General features: G+C 54.4%; 17 protein-coding genes. 14 read left to right on the top strand and 3 right to left on the bottom strand.

Going from position 1 to position 15,127, the window contains the following annotated elements:
- Nucleotide 1: 1 nt before the first annotated feature.
- Entirely contained in the window at nucleotides 2-346 is a 345-nt protein-coding gene (locus tag ICA20_RS22020) for a gamma-glutamylcyclotransferase (protein ID WP_003025723.1), read from the top strand.
- A 118-nt stretch (nucleotides 347-464) separates the two neighbouring features.
- Here ICA20_RS22020 and ppa read toward each other — a convergent pair whose 3' ends face one another.
- Nucleotides 465-992, bottom strand: coding sequence for an inorganic diphosphatase (gene ppa, locus ICA20_RS22015; RefSeq protein WP_038636623.1), 528 nt, complete (start codon nucleotides 990-992; stop codon nucleotides 465-467).
- A gap of 309 nt (nucleotides 993-1,301) precedes the next feature.
- On the opposite strand from ppa, the gene ytfQ reads away from it, so the two are divergent.
- From ytfQ to ICA20_RS21990, 5 genes are all read left to right on the top strand, one after another.
- Entirely contained in the window at nucleotides 1,302-2,258 is a 957-nt protein-coding gene (gene ytfQ, locus ICA20_RS22010) for a galactofuranose ABC transporter substrate-binding protein YtfQ (RefSeq protein WP_038636626.1), read from the top strand.
- Nucleotides 2,259-2,386: 128 nt separating this feature from the next.
- Nucleotides 2,387-3,889: a galactofuranose ABC transporter, ATP-binding protein YtfR gene (gene ytfR, locus ICA20_RS22005; protein WP_038636628.1), complete on the top strand. Its 1,503-nt coding sequence runs from the start codon at nucleotides 2,387-2,389 to the stop codon at nucleotides 3,887-3,889.
- A gap of 13 nt (nucleotides 3,890-3,902) precedes the next feature.
- Complete coding sequence (gene ytfT, locus ICA20_RS22000; protein ID WP_038642975.1) at nucleotides 3,903-4,925, top strand: galactofuranose ABC transporter, ATP-binding protein YtfT; 1,023 nt, start codon at nucleotides 3,903-3,905, stop codon at nucleotides 4,923-4,925.
- Nucleotides 4,912-5,913: a galactofuranose ABC transporter, permease protein YjfF gene (gene yjfF / locus ICA20_RS21995; protein ID WP_038636631.1), complete on the top strand. Its 1,002-nt coding sequence runs from the start codon at nucleotides 4,912-4,914 to the stop codon at nucleotides 5,911-5,913. Before ytfT ends, yjfF begins: the two co-directional genes overlap by 14 nt.
- Before the next feature lie 103 nt (nucleotides 5,914-6,016).
- Nucleotides 6,017-7,129 (top strand): methyl-accepting chemotaxis protein, encoded by a 1,113-nt coding sequence (locus ICA20_RS21990; protein ID WP_074458528.1) that lies wholly within the window; start codon nucleotides 6,017-6,019, stop codon nucleotides 7,127-7,129.
- Between the two features lie 111 nt (nucleotides 7,130-7,240).
- Here ICA20_RS21990 and fbp read toward each other — a convergent pair whose 3' ends face one another.
- Nucleotides 7,241-8,239: a class 1 fructose-bisphosphatase gene (fbp, locus tag ICA20_RS21985; protein ID WP_032940279.1), complete on the bottom strand. Its 999-nt coding sequence runs from the start codon at nucleotides 8,237-8,239 to the stop codon at nucleotides 7,241-7,243.
- A 175-nt stretch (nucleotides 8,240-8,414) separates the two neighbouring features.
- Between fbp and mpl the strand changes: the two genes are divergently transcribed.
- Nucleotides 8,415-9,791, top strand: a complete 1,377-nt coding sequence (gene mpl / locus ICA20_RS21980) for a UDP-N-acetylmuramate:L-alanyl-gamma-D-glutamyl-meso-diaminopimelate ligase (RefSeq protein ID WP_038636634.1) — start codon at nucleotides 8,415-8,417, stop codon at nucleotides 9,789-9,791.
- Between the two features lie 98 nt (nucleotides 9,792-9,889).
- Here mpl and yjgA read toward each other — a convergent pair whose 3' ends face one another.
- Nucleotides 9,890-10,441, bottom strand: coding sequence for a ribosome biogenesis factor YjgA (gene yjgA, locus ICA20_RS21975; RefSeq protein ID WP_038636638.1), 552 nt, complete (start codon nucleotides 10,439-10,441; stop codon nucleotides 9,890-9,892).
- Between the two features lie 95 nt (nucleotides 10,442-10,536).
- On the opposite strand from yjgA, the gene pmbA reads away from it, so the two are divergent.
- From pmbA to ICA20_RS21940, 7 genes are all read left to right on the top strand, one after another.
- Nucleotides 10,537-11,889 carry a metalloprotease PmbA gene (gene pmbA / locus ICA20_RS21970; protein ID WP_038636641.1) on the top strand — a complete coding sequence of 451 codons (1,353 nt, stop codon included), beginning with the start codon at nucleotides 10,537-10,539 and terminating at the stop codon, nucleotides 11,887-11,889.
- Nucleotides 11,890-11,975: 86 nt separating this feature from the next.
- Nucleotides 11,976-12,362, top strand: a complete 387-nt coding sequence (cybC, locus tag ICA20_RS21965; RefSeq protein WP_038636643.1) for a cytochrome b562 — start codon at nucleotides 11,976-11,978, stop codon at nucleotides 12,360-12,362.
- A 309-nt stretch (nucleotides 12,363-12,671) separates the two neighbouring features.
- Complete coding sequence (locus ICA20_RS21960) at nucleotides 12,672-12,980, top strand: PRD domain-containing protein (RefSeq protein ID WP_016151467.1); 309 nt, start codon at nucleotides 12,672-12,674, stop codon at nucleotides 12,978-12,980.
- Between the two features lie 10 nt (nucleotides 12,981-12,990).
- Nucleotides 12,991-13,353: an SFCGS family glycine-rich protein gene (locus ICA20_RS21955; RefSeq protein ID WP_038636646.1), complete on the top strand. Its 363-nt coding sequence runs from the start codon at nucleotides 12,991-12,993 to the stop codon at nucleotides 13,351-13,353.
- 2 nt (nucleotides 13,354-13,355) lie between these two features.
- Nucleotides 13,356-13,655, top strand: coding sequence for a DUF4312 family protein (locus tag ICA20_RS21950; protein WP_038636649.1), 300 nt, complete (start codon nucleotides 13,356-13,358; stop codon nucleotides 13,653-13,655).
- A 22-nt stretch (nucleotides 13,656-13,677) separates the two neighbouring features.
- A complete protein-coding gene (locus ICA20_RS21945; protein WP_006686375.1) occupies nucleotides 13,678-14,454 on the top strand; it encodes a DUF4311 domain-containing protein in 777 nt (258 codons plus the stop codon).
- Between the two features lie 11 nt (nucleotides 14,455-14,465).
- Nucleotides 14,466-15,110, top strand: coding sequence for a DUF4310 family protein (locus ICA20_RS21940; RefSeq protein WP_038636652.1), 645 nt, complete (start codon nucleotides 14,466-14,468; stop codon nucleotides 15,108-15,110).
- Nucleotides 15,111-15,127: the final 17 nt, after the last annotated feature.

Below are 15,127 nucleotides of genomic sequence, written 5' to 3'. Positions count from 1 at the left end.
AATGCGAATATTTGTCTATGGCAGTTTACGAACCAAACAAGGCAACAGCCACTGGATGACCAATGCCCTGTTGCTGGGAAATTTCAGTATCGACAACTACCAGTTGTACAGCCTGGGCCACTATCCAGGCGCCGTTCCGGGAAATGGAACAGTACACGGGGAAGTTTATCGTATTGATAACGCCACGCTGGCAGAGCTTGACGCTCTGCGTACCCGTGGTGGTGAATACGCACGTCAGCTAATTCAAACGCCGTACGGAAGTGCATGGATGTACGTGTACCAACGTCCGGTTGATGGCTTAACGCTGATTGAAAGCGGTAACTGGTTAGACAGAGACCAGTACTGATATATACCCGATAGGTAAAACGCGCCACCTTCGGGTGGCGTTGTTTTATGTGCCTGCCGCACTCGCATCAGGACACAAAAAAGCCCCGACATGCGGGGCTTAGCATCAAAAGTAAGAATTACTTCTTCGCGCGCTCGAAGGAAGCAACGATTTCAGCTTTAGCAGCTTCTGCGTTGTCCCAACCGTCAACTTTCACCCATTTGCCAGCTTCGAGGTCTTTATAATGCTCGAAGAAGTGGGTGATCTGCGCTTTCAGCAGTTCCGGCAGGTCGGACACATCTTTGATGTGATCGTATTCTTTGCTCAGCTTGGTGTGCGGTACCGCAACCAGTTTGGCATCTTCACCGGATTCGTCAGTCATTTTCAGAACGCCAACCGGACGGCAGCGGATCACTGAACCAGGCTCCAGCGGGTACGGAGTCGGGACCAGAACGTCAACCGGATCGCCATCCAGAGACAGAGTGTGGTTGATGTAACCGTAGTTGCACGGATAGAACATCGCGGTGGACATGAAGCGGTCAACGAACAGGGCGCCGCTCTCTTTGTCAACTTCGTATTTGATCGGATCTGCGTTGGCAGGGATCTCGATAACAACGTAGATATCTTCCGGCAGGTCTTTACCGGCAGGGACGTTGAGTAAGCTCATGTCTGTTTCCTTTAAATAAGCTATGGCAAACAAGTGGCGGGTATTATAGCCAACTCGCGCGGAATGTCTCCGCTTGTTTTCGCTTTCTCTGCGTCCATTTTCTTCTTTTTCTCTCTCTCCGGTGACAGAAAAATCCATATCTTTAGCCGCATTTTTCATAGTGATATGAAAGCGATTACAAACTTGTGATTAACGTTTTATTTACTTTTTTGAAGTGTGATGTAACGCAATCCGTTACATGCTCAATTGTCTATAGTTTTTTCGCGACGGTTTATTAACCAACAATAATCACCCTACGAGGACGCACTTATGTGGAAGCGCTTACTTATCGTCACAGCAGTTTCGGCAGCCATGTCGTCTATGGCAATGGCAGCCCCATTAACCGTAGGATTTTCGCAGGTTGGCTCTGAATCCGGCTGGCGCGCCGCAGAAACCAACGTGGCGAAAAGCGAGGCCGAAAAGCGCGGAATTACGCTGAAAATCGCTGACGGCCAGCAAAAGCAGGAAAACCAGATTAAAGCAGTCCGCTCATTTGTTGCCCAGGGCGTCGATGCCATCTTTATTGCGCCGGTCGTGGCAACAGGTTGGGAGCCGGTGTTAAAAGAGGCCAAAGATGCCGACATTCCGGTCTTTTTGCTCGATCGTTCCATCGATGTAAAAGACAAATCTCTCTATATGACTACCGTCACCGCCGATAACGTGCTGGAAGGCAAATTAATCGGCGACTGGCTGATTAAAGAAGTGAACGGCAAGCCATGTAACGTCGTTGAGCTACAAGGAACCGTTGGCGCCAGCGTGGCGATCGATCGTAAGAAAGGGTTCGCTGAAGCCATCGCTAACGCGCCAAACATCAAAATTATCCGCTCTCAGTCCGGCGACTTCACCCGCAGTAAAGGGAAAGAAGTGATGGAGAGCTTTATTAAAGCGGAAAACAACGGCAAGAACATCTGCATGGTTTACGCCCACAACGATGACATGGCGATCGGCGCTATTCAGGCGATCAAAGAGGCGGGCCTGAAACCAGGCAAAGACATTCTGACGGGGTCAATCGACGGCGTACCGGATATCTACAAAGCGATGATTGATGGTGAAGCCAACGCCAGCGTCGAGCTGACGCCGAATATGGCTGGCCCGGCATTTGACGCGCTGGAGAAATTCAAAAAAGACGGCACGATGCCTGAGAAGCTGACCATTACCAAATCGATCCTCTATCTGCCGGATACCGCGAAAGAAGAGTTAGAGAAGAAGAAAAACATGGGCTACTAGTTTTCCCGGAGTATACCCGTAGGCCTGATAAGCGCAGCACCATCAGGCGTTGAGATGCCGGATGTCGACGCAAATGCGTCTTATCCGGCCTATATCCAGGCCGGTTAAAACGATGCCGGAGGAATGCCATGACCACCGACCAACACCAGGAAATCCTCCGTACAGAGGGCTTAAGTAAATTCTTTCCCGGCGTCAAAGCGCTGGATAACGTGGATTTCAGCCTGCGACGCGGCGAGATCATGGCATTGCTCGGCGAAAACGGGGCGGGAAAATCGACGCTGATCAAAGCACTGACCGGTGTATACCATGCCGATCGCGGCACGATCTGGCTCGAAGGCCAGCCTGTCTCCCCCAAAAATACCGCCCATGCCCAACAGCTGGGAATCGGCACCGTGTACCAGGAAGTGAACCTGCTGCCCAATATGTCGGTAGCGGATAACTTGTTTATTGGCCGCGAACCGCGGCGCTTTGGCCTGTTGCAGCGCAAACAGATGGAAAAGCGCGCGACGGAACTGATGGCGTCGTACGGTTTTTCCCTTGATGTGCGCGAGCCGCTGAACCGCTTTTCCGTGGCAATGCAGCAGATCGTCGCCATTTGTCGGGCGATCGATCTCTCTGCGAAGGTACTGATCCTCGATGAACCTACCGCCAGCCTCGATACCCAGGAAGTTGAAATGCTGTTCGGCCTGATGCGGCATCTGCGCGATCGCGGCGTCAGTCTGATCTTCGTCACCCACTTCCTCGATCAGGTTTATCAGGTCAGCGATCGCATCACCGTCCTGCGTAACGGCGGCTTTGTGGGCTGCCGTGAAACCCATGCGCTGCCGCAGATCGAACTGGTCAAAATGATGCTGGGCCGCGAACTGGATACCCACGCGTTACAGCGTGCGGGCCGCACGTTGCTGAGCGATAAACCGGTGGCGGCGTTTAGTGATTTTGGTAAGAAAGGCACTATCGCCCCGTTCGATCTGCAGGTGCGTCCCGGTGAGATCGTCGGTCTCGCCGGACTGCTGGGATCCGGGCGAACGGAAACGGCGGAGGTGATCTTCGGCATCAAACCCGCCGACAGCGGCAGCGCACTGATCAAAGGTAAACCGCAGACCTTGCGATCGCCGCATCAGGCTTCGTGCCTGGGGATCGGTTTTTGCCCGGAGGATCGGAAAACGGATGGCATTATTGCCGCCGCCTCGGTGCGGGAAAATATCATTCTGGCGTTGCAGGCGCAGCGCGGTTGGTTGCGCCCCATTCCCCGCAAAGAACAAAACGAGATTGCCGAGCGCTTTATTCGCCAGCTTGGTATTCGCACCCCTAACGCTGAACAACCGATCGAATTTCTCTCCGGCGGCAATCAGCAAAAAGTCTTGCTGTCACGCTGGTTACTGACCAAACCGCAATTTCTGATCCTCGATGAACCCACGCGCGGGATCGACGTTGGCGCGCATGCCGAGATCATCCGCCTGATCGAAACGCTGTGCGCCGATGGTTTGGCCCTGCTGGTTATCTCATCGGAACTGGAAGAACTGGTGGGTTATGCCGATCGGGTCATTATTATGCGCGATCGCAAACAGGTGGCCGAGATCCCACTGGCTGAATTGTCCGTCCCGGCGATCATGAACGCCATTGCGGCCTAAGGAGACTATGGTGATGCCTCAATCTCTCCCTCAATCCAATCCGCCTGAACGACGGTTTCATTGGCCCAAGGGAATGCCACAGCTGGTGGCGCTACTGCTGGTGCTGCTGGTGGACAGTCTGGTCGCGCCGCACTTCTATCAGGTGATTTTGCAGGATGGTCGGCTGTTCGGTAGCCCGATTGATATTCTCAACCGCGCCGCACCCGTGGCGCTGTTGGCGATTGGTATGACGCTGGTGATTGCCACTGGCGGCATTGATCTTTCCGTTGGCGCTGTAATGGCCATTGCCGGGGCGACGACCGCGGCGATGACGGTGGCCGGGCACAGCCTGCCGGTAGTGCTGCTTGCCGCCTTAGGCTCCGGCATTCTGGCGGGATTGTGGAACGGAGTTCTGGTGGCCATCCTCAAGATCCAACCGTTCGTCGCCACGCTGATCCTGATGGTTGCCGGGCGCGGCGTCGCGCAGTTGATCACCTCCGGGCAGATCGTCACCTTCAACTCGCCTGAGCTTTCCTGGCTTGGCAGCGGCTCACTGTTACTGTTCCCCACGCCGGTGATTATTGCGCTACTGACGCTGGTGGTGTTCTGGCTGCTGACGCGTAAAACGGCGCTGGGCATGTTTATTGAAGCGGTGGGTATCAACATTCGCGCGGCGAAAAACGCCGGGGTCAACACCCGCATTATTGTGATGCTTACCTATGTCTTGAGCGGCCTGTGTGCCGCTATCGCCGGGATCATTGTTACCGCGGATATTCGCGGCGCGGATGCGAATAACGCCGGATTATGGCTGGAGCTGGACGCTATTCTGGCGGTGGTCATTGGCGGCGGTTCGCTGATGGGCGGGCGCTTTAACCTGCTGCTGTCGGTGATAGGCGCGTTAATTATTCAGGGGATGAACACCGGGATTTTACTGTCGGGCTTCCAGCCGGAACTGAATCAGGTGGTCAAAGCCGTCGTGGTGTTGTGTGTGCTGGTTGTGCAGTCACAACGCTTTATCAGCCTGATAAAAGGAGTGCGTGGTCATGATAAAACGTAATTTACCGCTGATGATCACCCTCGGCGTGTTTGTGCTGGGCTACCTCTACTGCTTGACGCAATTTCCGGCTTTTGCTTCCACCCGGGTGATTTGCAATATCCTGACCGATAACGCTTTTTTAGGGATTATCGCCGTCGGCATGACCTTCGTGATTCTCTCTGGTGGGATCGACCTTTCCGTTGGCTCGGTGATTGCCTTTACCGGCGTATTTCTGGCAAAGGCGATTGGCTACTGGGGGATTTCTCCGTTACTGGCGTTCCCGCTGATTCTGCTGATGGGCTGTGCGTTTGGCGCGTTTATGGGATTACTGATTGATGCGCTGAAGATCCCGGCGTTTATCATTACCCTGGCGGGAATGTTCTTTTTGCGCGGCGTTAGCTATCTGGTTTCTGAAGAGTCGATCCCGATTAACCATCCGGTTTATGACACGCTCTCCAGTCTGGCATGGAAAATTCCCGGCGGCGGTCGTCTGAGTGCGATGGGTTTGCTGATGCTGGCGGTGGTGGCGATTGGCATCTTCCTGGCGCACCGTACACGGTTTGGCAATCAAGTATATGCGATTGGCGGCAACGCCACCTCTGCTAACCTGATGGGGATCTCCACCCGCAGCACCACCATCCGTATTTATATGTTGTCTACCGGCCTGGCCACGCTTGCCGGCATTGTTTTTTCAATTTACACCCAGGCCGGTTATGCGCTGGCGGGCGTCGGTGTCGAGCTGGACGCGATTGCCTCAGTCGTGATTGGCGGTACGCTGTTGAGCGGCGGAGTGGGTACGGTTTTAGGCACCTTGTTTGGCGTGGCTATTCAGGGCCTGATCCAGACCTACATTAATTTTGACGGCACATTAAGTTCCTGGTGGACCAAGATCGCGATTGGTATTTTATTGTTTATTTTTATTGCCTTACAACGCGGTCTCACGGTGCTTTGGGAAAATCGTCAAAGCTCGCCGGTCAGCCGCGTAAGCACGGTGGCGACACCAAAGTAACGTCCTGATTTTTCAAGAGACATTTAAATACCTAAACTTTTTCCGGTTGTAGTCGATAGGTTCTGTACAGGTTTGTTTTCACCCTACAACCGGAAATATAACAATGCCAAAATCCCTTTCAATTCGATCAAGTTTGTTGGTGTTATTGTCTCTGCTGGCGTTTCTGCTGTTGCTGACCGGCGGGATGGGGCTATACGCCTCTACCCGCATTATTACTTCATTGATTTATCACGGTATTATGAGTGCAGCAATGCTGGCGGCCATCGCCTTGCTGGCGGTTATTTGGTTTATGCTGCGAAATAAGTTTCTCAAACCGCTGGATAACATTGTTGAACAGCTGGAACGTCTGGCGACAGGCGATTTGTCGCCAGTTAGCGCGCCGTCGGCCAGCGCTGAATTCAACCGTCTCAATGCGGCAATGGATGAAATGCGCCATGCGCTGGGCGACTCGGTGCAACGCGTGCGTGACGCCAGCTCGCAAATTGATATCGGTAGCCGTGAACTGACGGCCGGAAACCAGCATCTGGCGCAGCGTACTGAATCGACAGCCACGTCGCTGGAACAGACCGCTGCCAGCATGGAAGAGTTAACGGCGACCGTGAAACAGAATGCGGACAACGCCGAACAGGCGCACCAGTTGGCAAAATCGGTATCGGATACCGCCGATCGCGGCAGCGAGATGGTGTGCTATGTGATCGAGAAAATGCGCGATATTGCCGGCAGTTCCAGTCGTATTGCCGACATCCTTAGTGTGATAGACGGCATCGCATTCCAGACCAATATTCTGGCGCTCAATGCATCCGTTGAAGCGGCGCGGGCCGGTGAGCAAGGACGGGGTTTTGCGGTTGTCGCAGGTGAAGTACGTAATCTGGCCAGCCGCAGCGCCGAAGCGGCAAAAGAGATCCGCGCGTTAATCAGCGATTCGCACACTCACGTCGGTGAAGGGAGCGAGCTGGCGCAACAGGCGGGCGAAACCATGGATGAGATTGCCACTGAGGTGATGCGCATGACTAAGCTGATGCGTGAAATCGCCAGCGCGTCCCAGGAGCAGAGTCGCGGCATAGAGCAGGTGAATATCGCGGTGATTCAGATGGATGAAACGGCGCAGCAAAATGCGGCACTGGTACAGCAGTCTTCAGCGGCTACCCGCTCGTTGGAAGAGCAGTCACATGCGCTGCTGGAGGCGATGGCGGCGTTTAAGCTACAGACAACGTAACCGAACGTAGGCCTGATAATGCGCAGTCGCCATCAGGCAATGTCACTGCATCATGCCGGATGGCCCTTCGCGTATCCGGCCTACTGTACGTTGTAGGCCGGGATAGGGCGTTTACGCGTCCGGGAACTCGCGGATAAAGCGTTCTACATCTTCAACCATATGGTCATTGCCCACGAAGAAGGAACGGCGCTGGTGCAGGCTTTCCGGAATGATATCCAGAATACGTTCTTTACCATCGCTGGCTTTGCCGCCCGCCTGCTCGGCCAGGAAGGCCATCGGGTTGCATTCGTACAGCAGACGCAGTTTCCCTTGCGGGTGGCTGGCGGTGCTTGGGTACAGGTAGATCCCGCCCTTCAGCAGATTGCGATGGAAATCCGCAACCAGAGAGCCAATGTAGCGCGAGGTGTACGGGCGCTGGGTTGACTTATCTTCTTCCTGACAGAATTTAATGTACTTCTTCACGCCATTCGGGAATTTGATGTAGTTGCCTTCGTTAATGGAGTACGTGCTGCCTTTTACCGGGAAGCGCATACGTTCCTGGCTGAGGCAGAATACGCCCAGAGAAGGATCGTAGGTAAAGGCGTGTACGCCACAGCCGGTGGTATATACCAGCATGGTGGAAGAACCATAAACCACGTAGCCCGCAGCAACCTGCTTGTTGCCCGGCTGCAGGAAATCCTCTTCCGTAACCGGTGTGCCGACTGGGGTTACGCGGCGGTAAATAGAGAAAATCGTACCGACAGAGACGTTAACATCGATGTTGGATGAGCCATCCAGCGGATCCATTAGCACAACATATTTTGCGTGTTCGCAGCCTTCGAAGACGACGATTTCATCTTCTTCTTCCGAGGCAATGCCCGCCACAATGTCGCGCGCCTTCAGTGCAGCTTTCAGTTTTTCGTTCGCGAACAGATCGAGTTTCTGCTGAACCTCTCCCTGCACGTTCTCAGCACCGCTGGCACCCAGGATATCGACCAGACCGGCCTTGTTGATATCGCGGTGGATGATCTTGGCGCCCAGCTTTATTGCCGACAACAAAGCAGTGAGTTCACCGGTAGCATGAGAAAACTCGTGCTGCTTTTCGACAATAAATTCACCTAACGTTTTCATAACACTTTCCCTGCAATTTATGTGGAGTAAAGCGACCGCAACAATATTAACAAATATTTCCATTGTTGCGCTTAGGTGAATCGCGCCAGCAAACTACGGAATATCCTGAAATGCGTTTCTCACTTGCCGGACATGTGCGTAAAATGGCCCCCAGATTAAAAAAGGATAGTGACGTATGCGCATTCATATTTTGGGAATTTGTGGCACTTTCATGGGCGGTCTGGCGATGCTGGCGCGCTCGCTTGGTCATGAAGTAACCGGTTCGGACGCCAATGTGTATCCGCCGATGAGTACCTTACTTGAGAAGCAAGGCATTGATTTAATTCAGGGTTACGATGCCAGCCAGCTCGACCCGCAGCCGGACCTGGTGATCATCGGCAACGCCATGACCCGTGGTAATCCCTGCGTGGAAGCGGTGCTTGAGAAGAACATTCCATACATGTCCGGCCCGCAATGGCTACATGACTTTGTGCTGCGCGATCGCTGGGTACTGGCGGTTGCGGGGACGCACGGTAAAACCACCACTGCCGGAATGGCGACCTGGATCCTTGAAGCCTGCGGCTATAAGCCTGGCTTTGTGATCGGCGGCGTACCGGGCAACTTTGAGGTTTCTGCGCGTCTGGGCGAAAGCGACTTCTTCGTGATTGAGGCGGATGAGTACGACTGCGCCTTCTTCGATAAGCGTTCTAAATTTGTGCATTACTGCCCGCGTACGCTGATCCTCAATAACCTTGAGTTCGATCACGCGGACATCTTTGACGATCTGAAAGCTATTCAGAAACAGTTCCATCACCTGGTACGTATCGTGCCGGGCCAGGGACGCATCATCTACCCGGAAAACGACATCAATCTGAAACAGACGATGGCGATGGGCTGCTGGAGCGAACAAGAGCTGGTGGGTGAACAGGGTCACTGGCAGGCGAAAAAGCTGACCACCGATGCATCCGTTTGGGAAGTGTGGCTGGACGGTGAAAAAGTGGGCGAGGTGAAGTGGGGCCTGGTCGGCGAACATAATATGCACAACGGTCTGATGGCGATTGCGGCTGCCCGTCATGTTGGCGTAGCGCCTGCCGACGCGGCGAATGCGCTGGGCTCGTTCATCAACGCCCGTCGTCGTCTTGAACTGCGCGGCGAAGCGAACGGCGTGACGGTGTATGACGATTTTGCTCACCACCCGACGGCGATTCTGGCAACGCTTGCCGCACTGCGCGGTAAAGTGGGCGGCACCGCGCGCATTATCGCGGTACTGGAACCTCGCTCGAACACCATGAAAATGGGCCTGAGCAAAGACGATCTGGCGCCGTCGTTAGGACGCGCGGATGAAGTGTTCCTGCTGCAACCGCCGCATATTCCGTGGCAAGTGGCAGAAGTCGCTGAAGCCTGCGTACAGCCTGCGCACTGGAGCGGCGATGTGGATGCGCTGGCAGATATGGTGGTGAAAACCGCACAGCCTGGCGATCACATCCTGGTGATGAGCAACGGCGGGTTTGGCGGCATCCATCAAAAACTGCTGGATGGCCTGGCGAAGAAAGCTCAGGCAGAAGAAGAGTAAAAAATGCCCGGTGGCGCTACGCTTACCGGGCCTACGATGCGTTGTAGGCCGGATAAGGTATTTGCACCGCCATCCGGCACTTTCGGCAGACGAAGAGGTTACGCCTCGTTTTCCGCCAGTTCACGCAGGTACTGGAAAATCTGACGCGCTGATTTCGGCGGCTTGTTGCCCGCTTTTTCTTTCCTGGCGTTACGCACCAGAGAACGCAGTTGCTGACGGTCGGCGTCAGGCCACAGGTTCATCACTTCTTCGATGGCTTCATCGCTGCCGTCAACCATACGGTCACGCAGTTGCTCCAGCTTATGGAAGACAACAACCTGCTGGTTGTGACGGTTTTTCAGCTTGTCCAGCGCCTGACGGATAGGATCAACATCGCGCTGGCGCAACATTTTGCCAATCAGCTGCAACTGGCGGCGGCGACCTTCCATCTTAATGCGCTGGGCCAGCTCAATGGCGGCACGTAAATCCGCGTCGAGCGGGATTTTATCCAGCGCGTTTTTCCCCAGTTCTACCAGTTCCACACCCAGGCGTTTTAACTCCTCGGCGTCACGTTTTATTTCACTTTTACTGACCCAGATAATTTCATCGTCTTCGTCTTCGATGTCATCACCGGGAACGTCGTCGAGCCAGTCTTCGGGCTGCTTAGTCATGTCAGGCTCCTTAAAAAAAGAGGCTAATGTTACCAGTTAAGATGCGCACTGAAAAACGGTTCTCTGTTAGACTTCAGAGAAACTCTCTCTACATTATGGCATTTGCGATGAAAGTAATCTCACAAGTTGAAGCGCAGCGTAAGATTCTGGAAGAAGCGGTCTCGACAGCTCTGGAATTAGCGTCAGGTAAGTCGGATGGCGCGGAAGTCGCTGTTAGCAAGACCACGGGTATTAGCGTCAGCACCCGTTATGGTGAAGTGGAGAACGTAGAATTCAATAGCGATGGTGCGCTGGGGATTACGGTTTATCACCAGAACCGTAAGGGCAGCGCATCCTCCACCGATTTAAGCCCGCAGGCGATTGCCCGTACCGTGCAGGCCGCGCTGGACATCGCTCGTTACACCTCGCCGGATCCGTGCGCGGGCGTGGCAGATAAAGAACTGCTGGCCTTTGATGCGCCCGATTTGGACCTGTTCCACCCCGCGGACGTTTCCCCTGACGAAGCTATCGAACTGGCTGCTCGTGCTGAACAGGCGGCGCTGCAGGCTGATAAGCGTATCACCAATACCGAAGGCGGCAGCTTTAACAGCCACTATGGCATCAAAGTGTTTGGTAACAGCCACGGCATGCTGCAGGGCTACTGCTCCACGCGTCATTCCCTTTCCAGCTGCGTGATCGCGGAAGAAAATGGCGATATGGAGCGTGATTACGCTTACACCATTGGCCGGGCGATGGGCGATTTACAAACGCCGGAATGGGTAGGGGCAGACTGTGCGCGCCGTACCTTATCGCGCCTGTCTCCGCGTAAGCTTTCCACCATGAAAGCGCCGGTTATTTTCGCCAATGAAGTGGCGACCGGACTGTTCGGACACCTGGTCGGCGCGATTGCTGGTGGCTCTGTATATCGCAAATCCACCTTCCTGCTGGACTCGCTGGGCAAACAAATTCTGCCGGAATGGTTGACCATTGAAGAGCATCCCCATCTGCTGAAAGGGCTGGCCTCCTCGCCATTTGACAGCGAAGGCGTACGCACAGAGCGCCGTGACATTATTAAAGACGGCATTTTGACCCAGTGGCTGCTGACCAACTACTCTGCCCGTAAGCTGGGGCTGAAGAGCACCGGTCATGCGGGCGGTATTCACAACTGGCGTATTCCCGGACAAGGTCTAAGCTTCGAGCAGATGCTCAAAGAGATGGGCACGGGCCTGGTGGTGACTGAGCTGATGGGGCAGGGCGTAAGCGGCATTACCGGCGATTACTCGCGCGGTGCGGCGGGCTTCTGGGTCGAAAACGGCGAAATTCAGTATCCGGTGAGTGAAATTACCATCGCCGGTAACTTAAAAGAGATGTGGCGTAATATCGTCACCGTTGGCAACGATATTGAAACGCGCAGTAATATTCAGTGTGGTTCAGTCCTGTTGCCGGAGATGAAGATCGCCGGGCAATAATACCCGTCATACTTCAAGCTGTGGCGTGAATTATTGAGGGTATCTGGCGTTTGTTTATTTTTGAATAATAAAAAAGGAAGTGAGCAATGCGTAAACACCTGTTAGCGATCGTCGCAGCTTCAACGCTGATTCTTGGTTCTTCTGCGTTTGCAGCCGATCTTGAAGACGATATGGGGATCCTCAACGACAACCTGAAAATCGTCGAAAAAACGGATAATGCGACTGAGCTGAAAGACGCGTTAACCAAAATGCGTGCAGCCGCGCTGGACGCGCAAAAGGGAACGCCGCCGAAGCTGGAAAACAAATCCCCGGACAGCCCGGAGATGAAGGATTTCCGCCACGGCTTTGACACGCTGATCGGTCAGATCGACGGTGCGTTGAAGCTGGCGAACGAAGGTAAAGTCAAAGAGGCGAAAGCCGTTGCGGAAGACCTGAAAAAAACACGCAACGAAAACCACAAGAAGTTCCGTTAATTTGCTCTATCCGGCCTGCAAATCGTAGGCCGGATAAGACGCCAAAGGCTATCCCCGTCACATTTTTTCAACTTTAGAGTTAGAGAAGTCATTCGCCGAACTGGCTGTTTTCTGCTCATCTCTTGCGATACCCGTCACAGTTTCCCGCCACTAAAGCGCAAATATCGCCTTTTCTGCGGCATTGATCACTATCGCTGCGCCTCTTTCCACTTCGAAGTGGAAAACAACTCGCTACAAACTTTTAACCCCCGCCGCTAATTTACCCTCAGAGCCATTAGTGGGGTAAGACGAGTGAATAACGGAGCTGTAATGAATGACATGGGGGAATCGGTTGAACTGGCCGACCGCATGCTGGCGCAGGTGTATGCCTTGCTGCGTGAACGCCACATTATTCCCAACGCCGTACAGGAACAGATGCTGACGTCGCATGTTCGCGCCATGGCGCACCGCTCGGTAACGGGTGAACCCTTACCAGAAGTCGATGCCAGCTTGTTTGATGAAATATCTGCCGAATCAATGGCGCTTGCCCGCGACGTGGTCGCTGAGTTTGGCAATCTTCCTGAGGAAGAGGCCTGGCTGCTGTCGGTGCACTTCGAAGTCGCGAAAGACAACCTTTAAGGAGCAAAAGATGGATCAAATTACCGTAGTGATTGGCGATCGCCTGGGTAAAGGCCAGAAAGTGGCGGCAGGCGTTGAGAAAGCGGGTGGCCGCGCGGTCGTGGTGCCGGGTGTCGCGGCAGATATGAAGCTGGGCGATGTGATGAAAGCGGAAAACGCCACCTTTGGGATCTCGTTTTGCGGCAGCGGCGGGGCGGGCGCGATTACCGCGCAAACCAAATATGGCTACAAGGCGAAATATGGCATGCGCTCGGTCGATGAAGGGGTAACCGCTATCAACGAAGGCTGCAACGTACTGGGGTTCGGTTTTATGGACAAAGAAGAACTCGGCGAGCGCCTGGTACAGGCGTGGCAAAAGAAATACGGCGCTTAAGCATGAAAGAGCAATTCACCACCACGGTGAGAGTCACGGGCAAGGGGGAGGCCAAAGCGCGCGCCTTTGCCGACGCCCTGAACCACGTTCAGGCTGCGGTGATGAAAGCGTCCCCGCATATCTTACTGCGTATTGAGCCACAGGATGTGCAGGTTGTTCAAGCGCGTGAAACGGTGCGCAAAGAGGCGTTTTTGTTCCTCTTCCTGCGCCGGGAAAGACGCACCTTCAGCGTGGAGCTGGACGTGACCGTCAACGTGACTGCCATCAATCTCGACAAGGTGGATTTCGTTACGCAACGCTGATCTTTTATTAAAAGGCATAATTATGTTCCTGATAATATTAATAAAATCGCTCATCATCGGCGGCCTGGTTGGCGTCGGTGTCGGCGCTGGGGCTGCACGCATGTTTCATGCGCCGACCACTCAAGGGATGGGCGCGTTTCGTACTCTGGGAGAACTGAATTCCTGTGAAGGGGATCCGGCTTCTCACTTCTCATTCGGTCTGGGCTTTTTCTTTAACGCCTGGGCTTCTTCCGTTGCCGCAGGGGCGTTCACGCAGGACGTCGACCATCGCATCATCCCCAACTGGGGGGCCGCCGCGCTGATGATCAAAAATCGCAACGTTGGTGAAACGCTGCACGATCCTAAGCGCATGGCGATCGCCTGCGGTGTTATCGGCATGATTGTCGTGACCTTCCTGAACCTCACCGCGTCATCCGTACCGGAAGCGCTACAGGTTACTGCTGTTAAGGTGCTGGTGCCCGCGGCAAACCTGCTGGTCAACACCGTGATGCCAGTGATCTTCTGGCTGGCGGCGATTGATGCCGGCAAGAAATCCGGCTTCTGGGCTACCGTTTTTGGCGGCGCGGCGCAGTTAATTATGGGTAACGCCGTCCCGGGTCTGGTTCTGGGCATTTTGATCGGCAAAGGTGTTGAAGAGAGCGGCTGGAACCACGTGACGAAAGTGATGATGGTGGCTATCGTCGCGCTGTTCGTCCTGAGCGGCTTCTTCCGCGGCTTCGACATGAAGATGATCGAATCCTTCCATCTGACCGTGCCTGACTGGTTGGAACTTATCCATAACTCGCTCAGCGGTAAATGACGGAGGCCATCATGGAACAGAATAAAGGTTTTTGGTTCGCCGACTGGTCGTTCCCGATCTTCGTTGGCCTGCTCTCATCCGGCGTGTTTGCCGGAACGCACATGTACTACCTGTACGGTATCGGCGCATTCAACGAAGTGGCGTTCGTGGCGATGTTGAAAGCGGGAATGGACACCGGCTCCTACGGGGCGGTAGCGGCATTTGGCGCCAGCTTCCTGTTTGCCCGCATCATTGAAGGTTCGCTGGTGGGGATTCTGGATATCGGCGGGGCGATCCAAACCGGGGTCGGGTTAGGCGTTCCGGCGCTGCTGCTGGGCGCGGGCATTATCTTCCCGGTCGCCAACTTCGCTGCCTCGCTGGTCACCGGCCTGGTGATTGGTCTGGCGATTGGCTACATCATCATTCTGGCGCGTAAGTTCACCATCAATCAGAGTGACTCAACCTACGGAGCGGACGTGATGATGGGGGCCGGTAACGCTTCTGGCCGCTTCCTCGGTCCCTTGATTATCCTCAGCGCGATGACGGCCTCTATTCCGATTGGCGTGGGTTCGCTGCTGGGTGCGCTGCTGTTTTATATCTGGCAAAAACCGATCACCGGCGGGGCGATTCTCGGCGCGATGATCCTCGGTTCCATCTTCCCGATTGCGATTAGCTAACTGTTGATTTGTAGGCC

It is taken from the genome of Citrobacter sp. C5_2, assembly GCF_014596845.2.
GTDB lineage: Bacteria > Pseudomonadota > Gammaproteobacteria > Enterobacterales > Enterobacteriaceae > Citrobacter > Citrobacter werkmanii.
The sequence above is the reverse complement of the archived record's forward strand: the minus strand, read 5'-3'. Positions and strand labels throughout refer to the sequence as shown.

What these genes read in the sequence shown, in the direction of transcription:
- fbp (WP_032940279.1), bottom strand. Translation starts at nt 8,239, where the DNA reads ATGAAAACGTTAGGTGAATTTATTGTCGAAAAGCAGCACGAGTTTTCT.
- pmbA (WP_038636641.1), top strand. Translation starts at nt 10,537, where the DNA reads ATGGCATTTGCGATGAAAGTAATCTCACAAGTTGAAGCGCAGCGTAAG.
- yjgA (WP_038636638.1), bottom strand. Translation starts at nt 10,441, where the DNA reads ATGACTAAGCAGCCCGAAGACTGGCTCGACGACGTTCCCGGTGATGAC.
- ppa (WP_038636623.1), bottom strand. Translation starts at nt 992, where the DNA reads ATGAGCTTACTCAACGTCCCTGCCGGTAAAGACCTGCCGGAAGATATC.
- ICA20_RS21990 (WP_074458528.1), top strand. Translation starts at nt 6,017, where the DNA reads ATGCCAAAATCCCTTTCAATTCGATCAAGTTTGTTGGTGTTATTGTCT.
- ICA20_RS21940 (WP_038636652.1), top strand. Translation starts at nt 14,466, where the DNA reads ATGGAACAGAATAAAGGTTTTTGGTTCGCCGACTGGTCGTTCCCGATC.
- ytfT (WP_038642975.1), top strand. Translation starts at nt 3,903, where the DNA reads ATGCCTCAATCTCTCCCTCAATCCAATCCGCCTGAACGACGGTTTCAT.
- mpl (WP_038636634.1), top strand. Translation starts at nt 8,415, where the DNA reads ATGCGCATTCATATTTTGGGAATTTGTGGCACTTTCATGGGCGGTCTG.
- ICA20_RS21950 (WP_038636649.1), top strand. Translation starts at nt 13,356, where the DNA reads ATGAAAGAGCAATTCACCACCACGGTGAGAGTCACGGGCAAGGGGGAG.
- yjfF (WP_038636631.1), top strand. Translation starts at nt 4,912, where the DNA reads ATGATAAAACGTAATTTACCGCTGATGATCACCCTCGGCGTGTTTGTG.
- ICA20_RS21955 (WP_038636646.1), top strand. Translation starts at nt 12,991, where the DNA reads ATGGATCAAATTACCGTAGTGATTGGCGATCGCCTGGGTAAAGGCCAG.
- ICA20_RS21960 (WP_016151467.1), top strand. Translation starts at nt 12,672, where the DNA reads ATGAATGACATGGGGGAATCGGTTGAACTGGCCGACCGCATGCTGGCG.
- ytfR (WP_038636628.1), top strand. Translation starts at nt 2,387, where the DNA reads ATGACCACCGACCAACACCAGGAAATCCTCCGTACAGAGGGCTTAAGT.
- ICA20_RS22020 (WP_003025723.1), top strand. Translation starts at nt 2, where the DNA reads ATGCGAATATTTGTCTATGGCAGTTTACGAACCAAACAAGGCAACAGC.
- ICA20_RS21945 (WP_006686375.1), top strand. Translation starts at nt 13,678, where the DNA reads ATGTTCCTGATAATATTAATAAAATCGCTCATCATCGGCGGCCTGGTT.
- ytfQ (WP_038636626.1), top strand. Translation starts at nt 1,302, where the DNA reads ATGTGGAAGCGCTTACTTATCGTCACAGCAGTTTCGGCAGCCATGTCG.
- cybC (WP_038636643.1), top strand. Translation starts at nt 11,976, where the DNA reads ATGCGTAAACACCTGTTAGCGATCGTCGCAGCTTCAACGCTGATTCTT.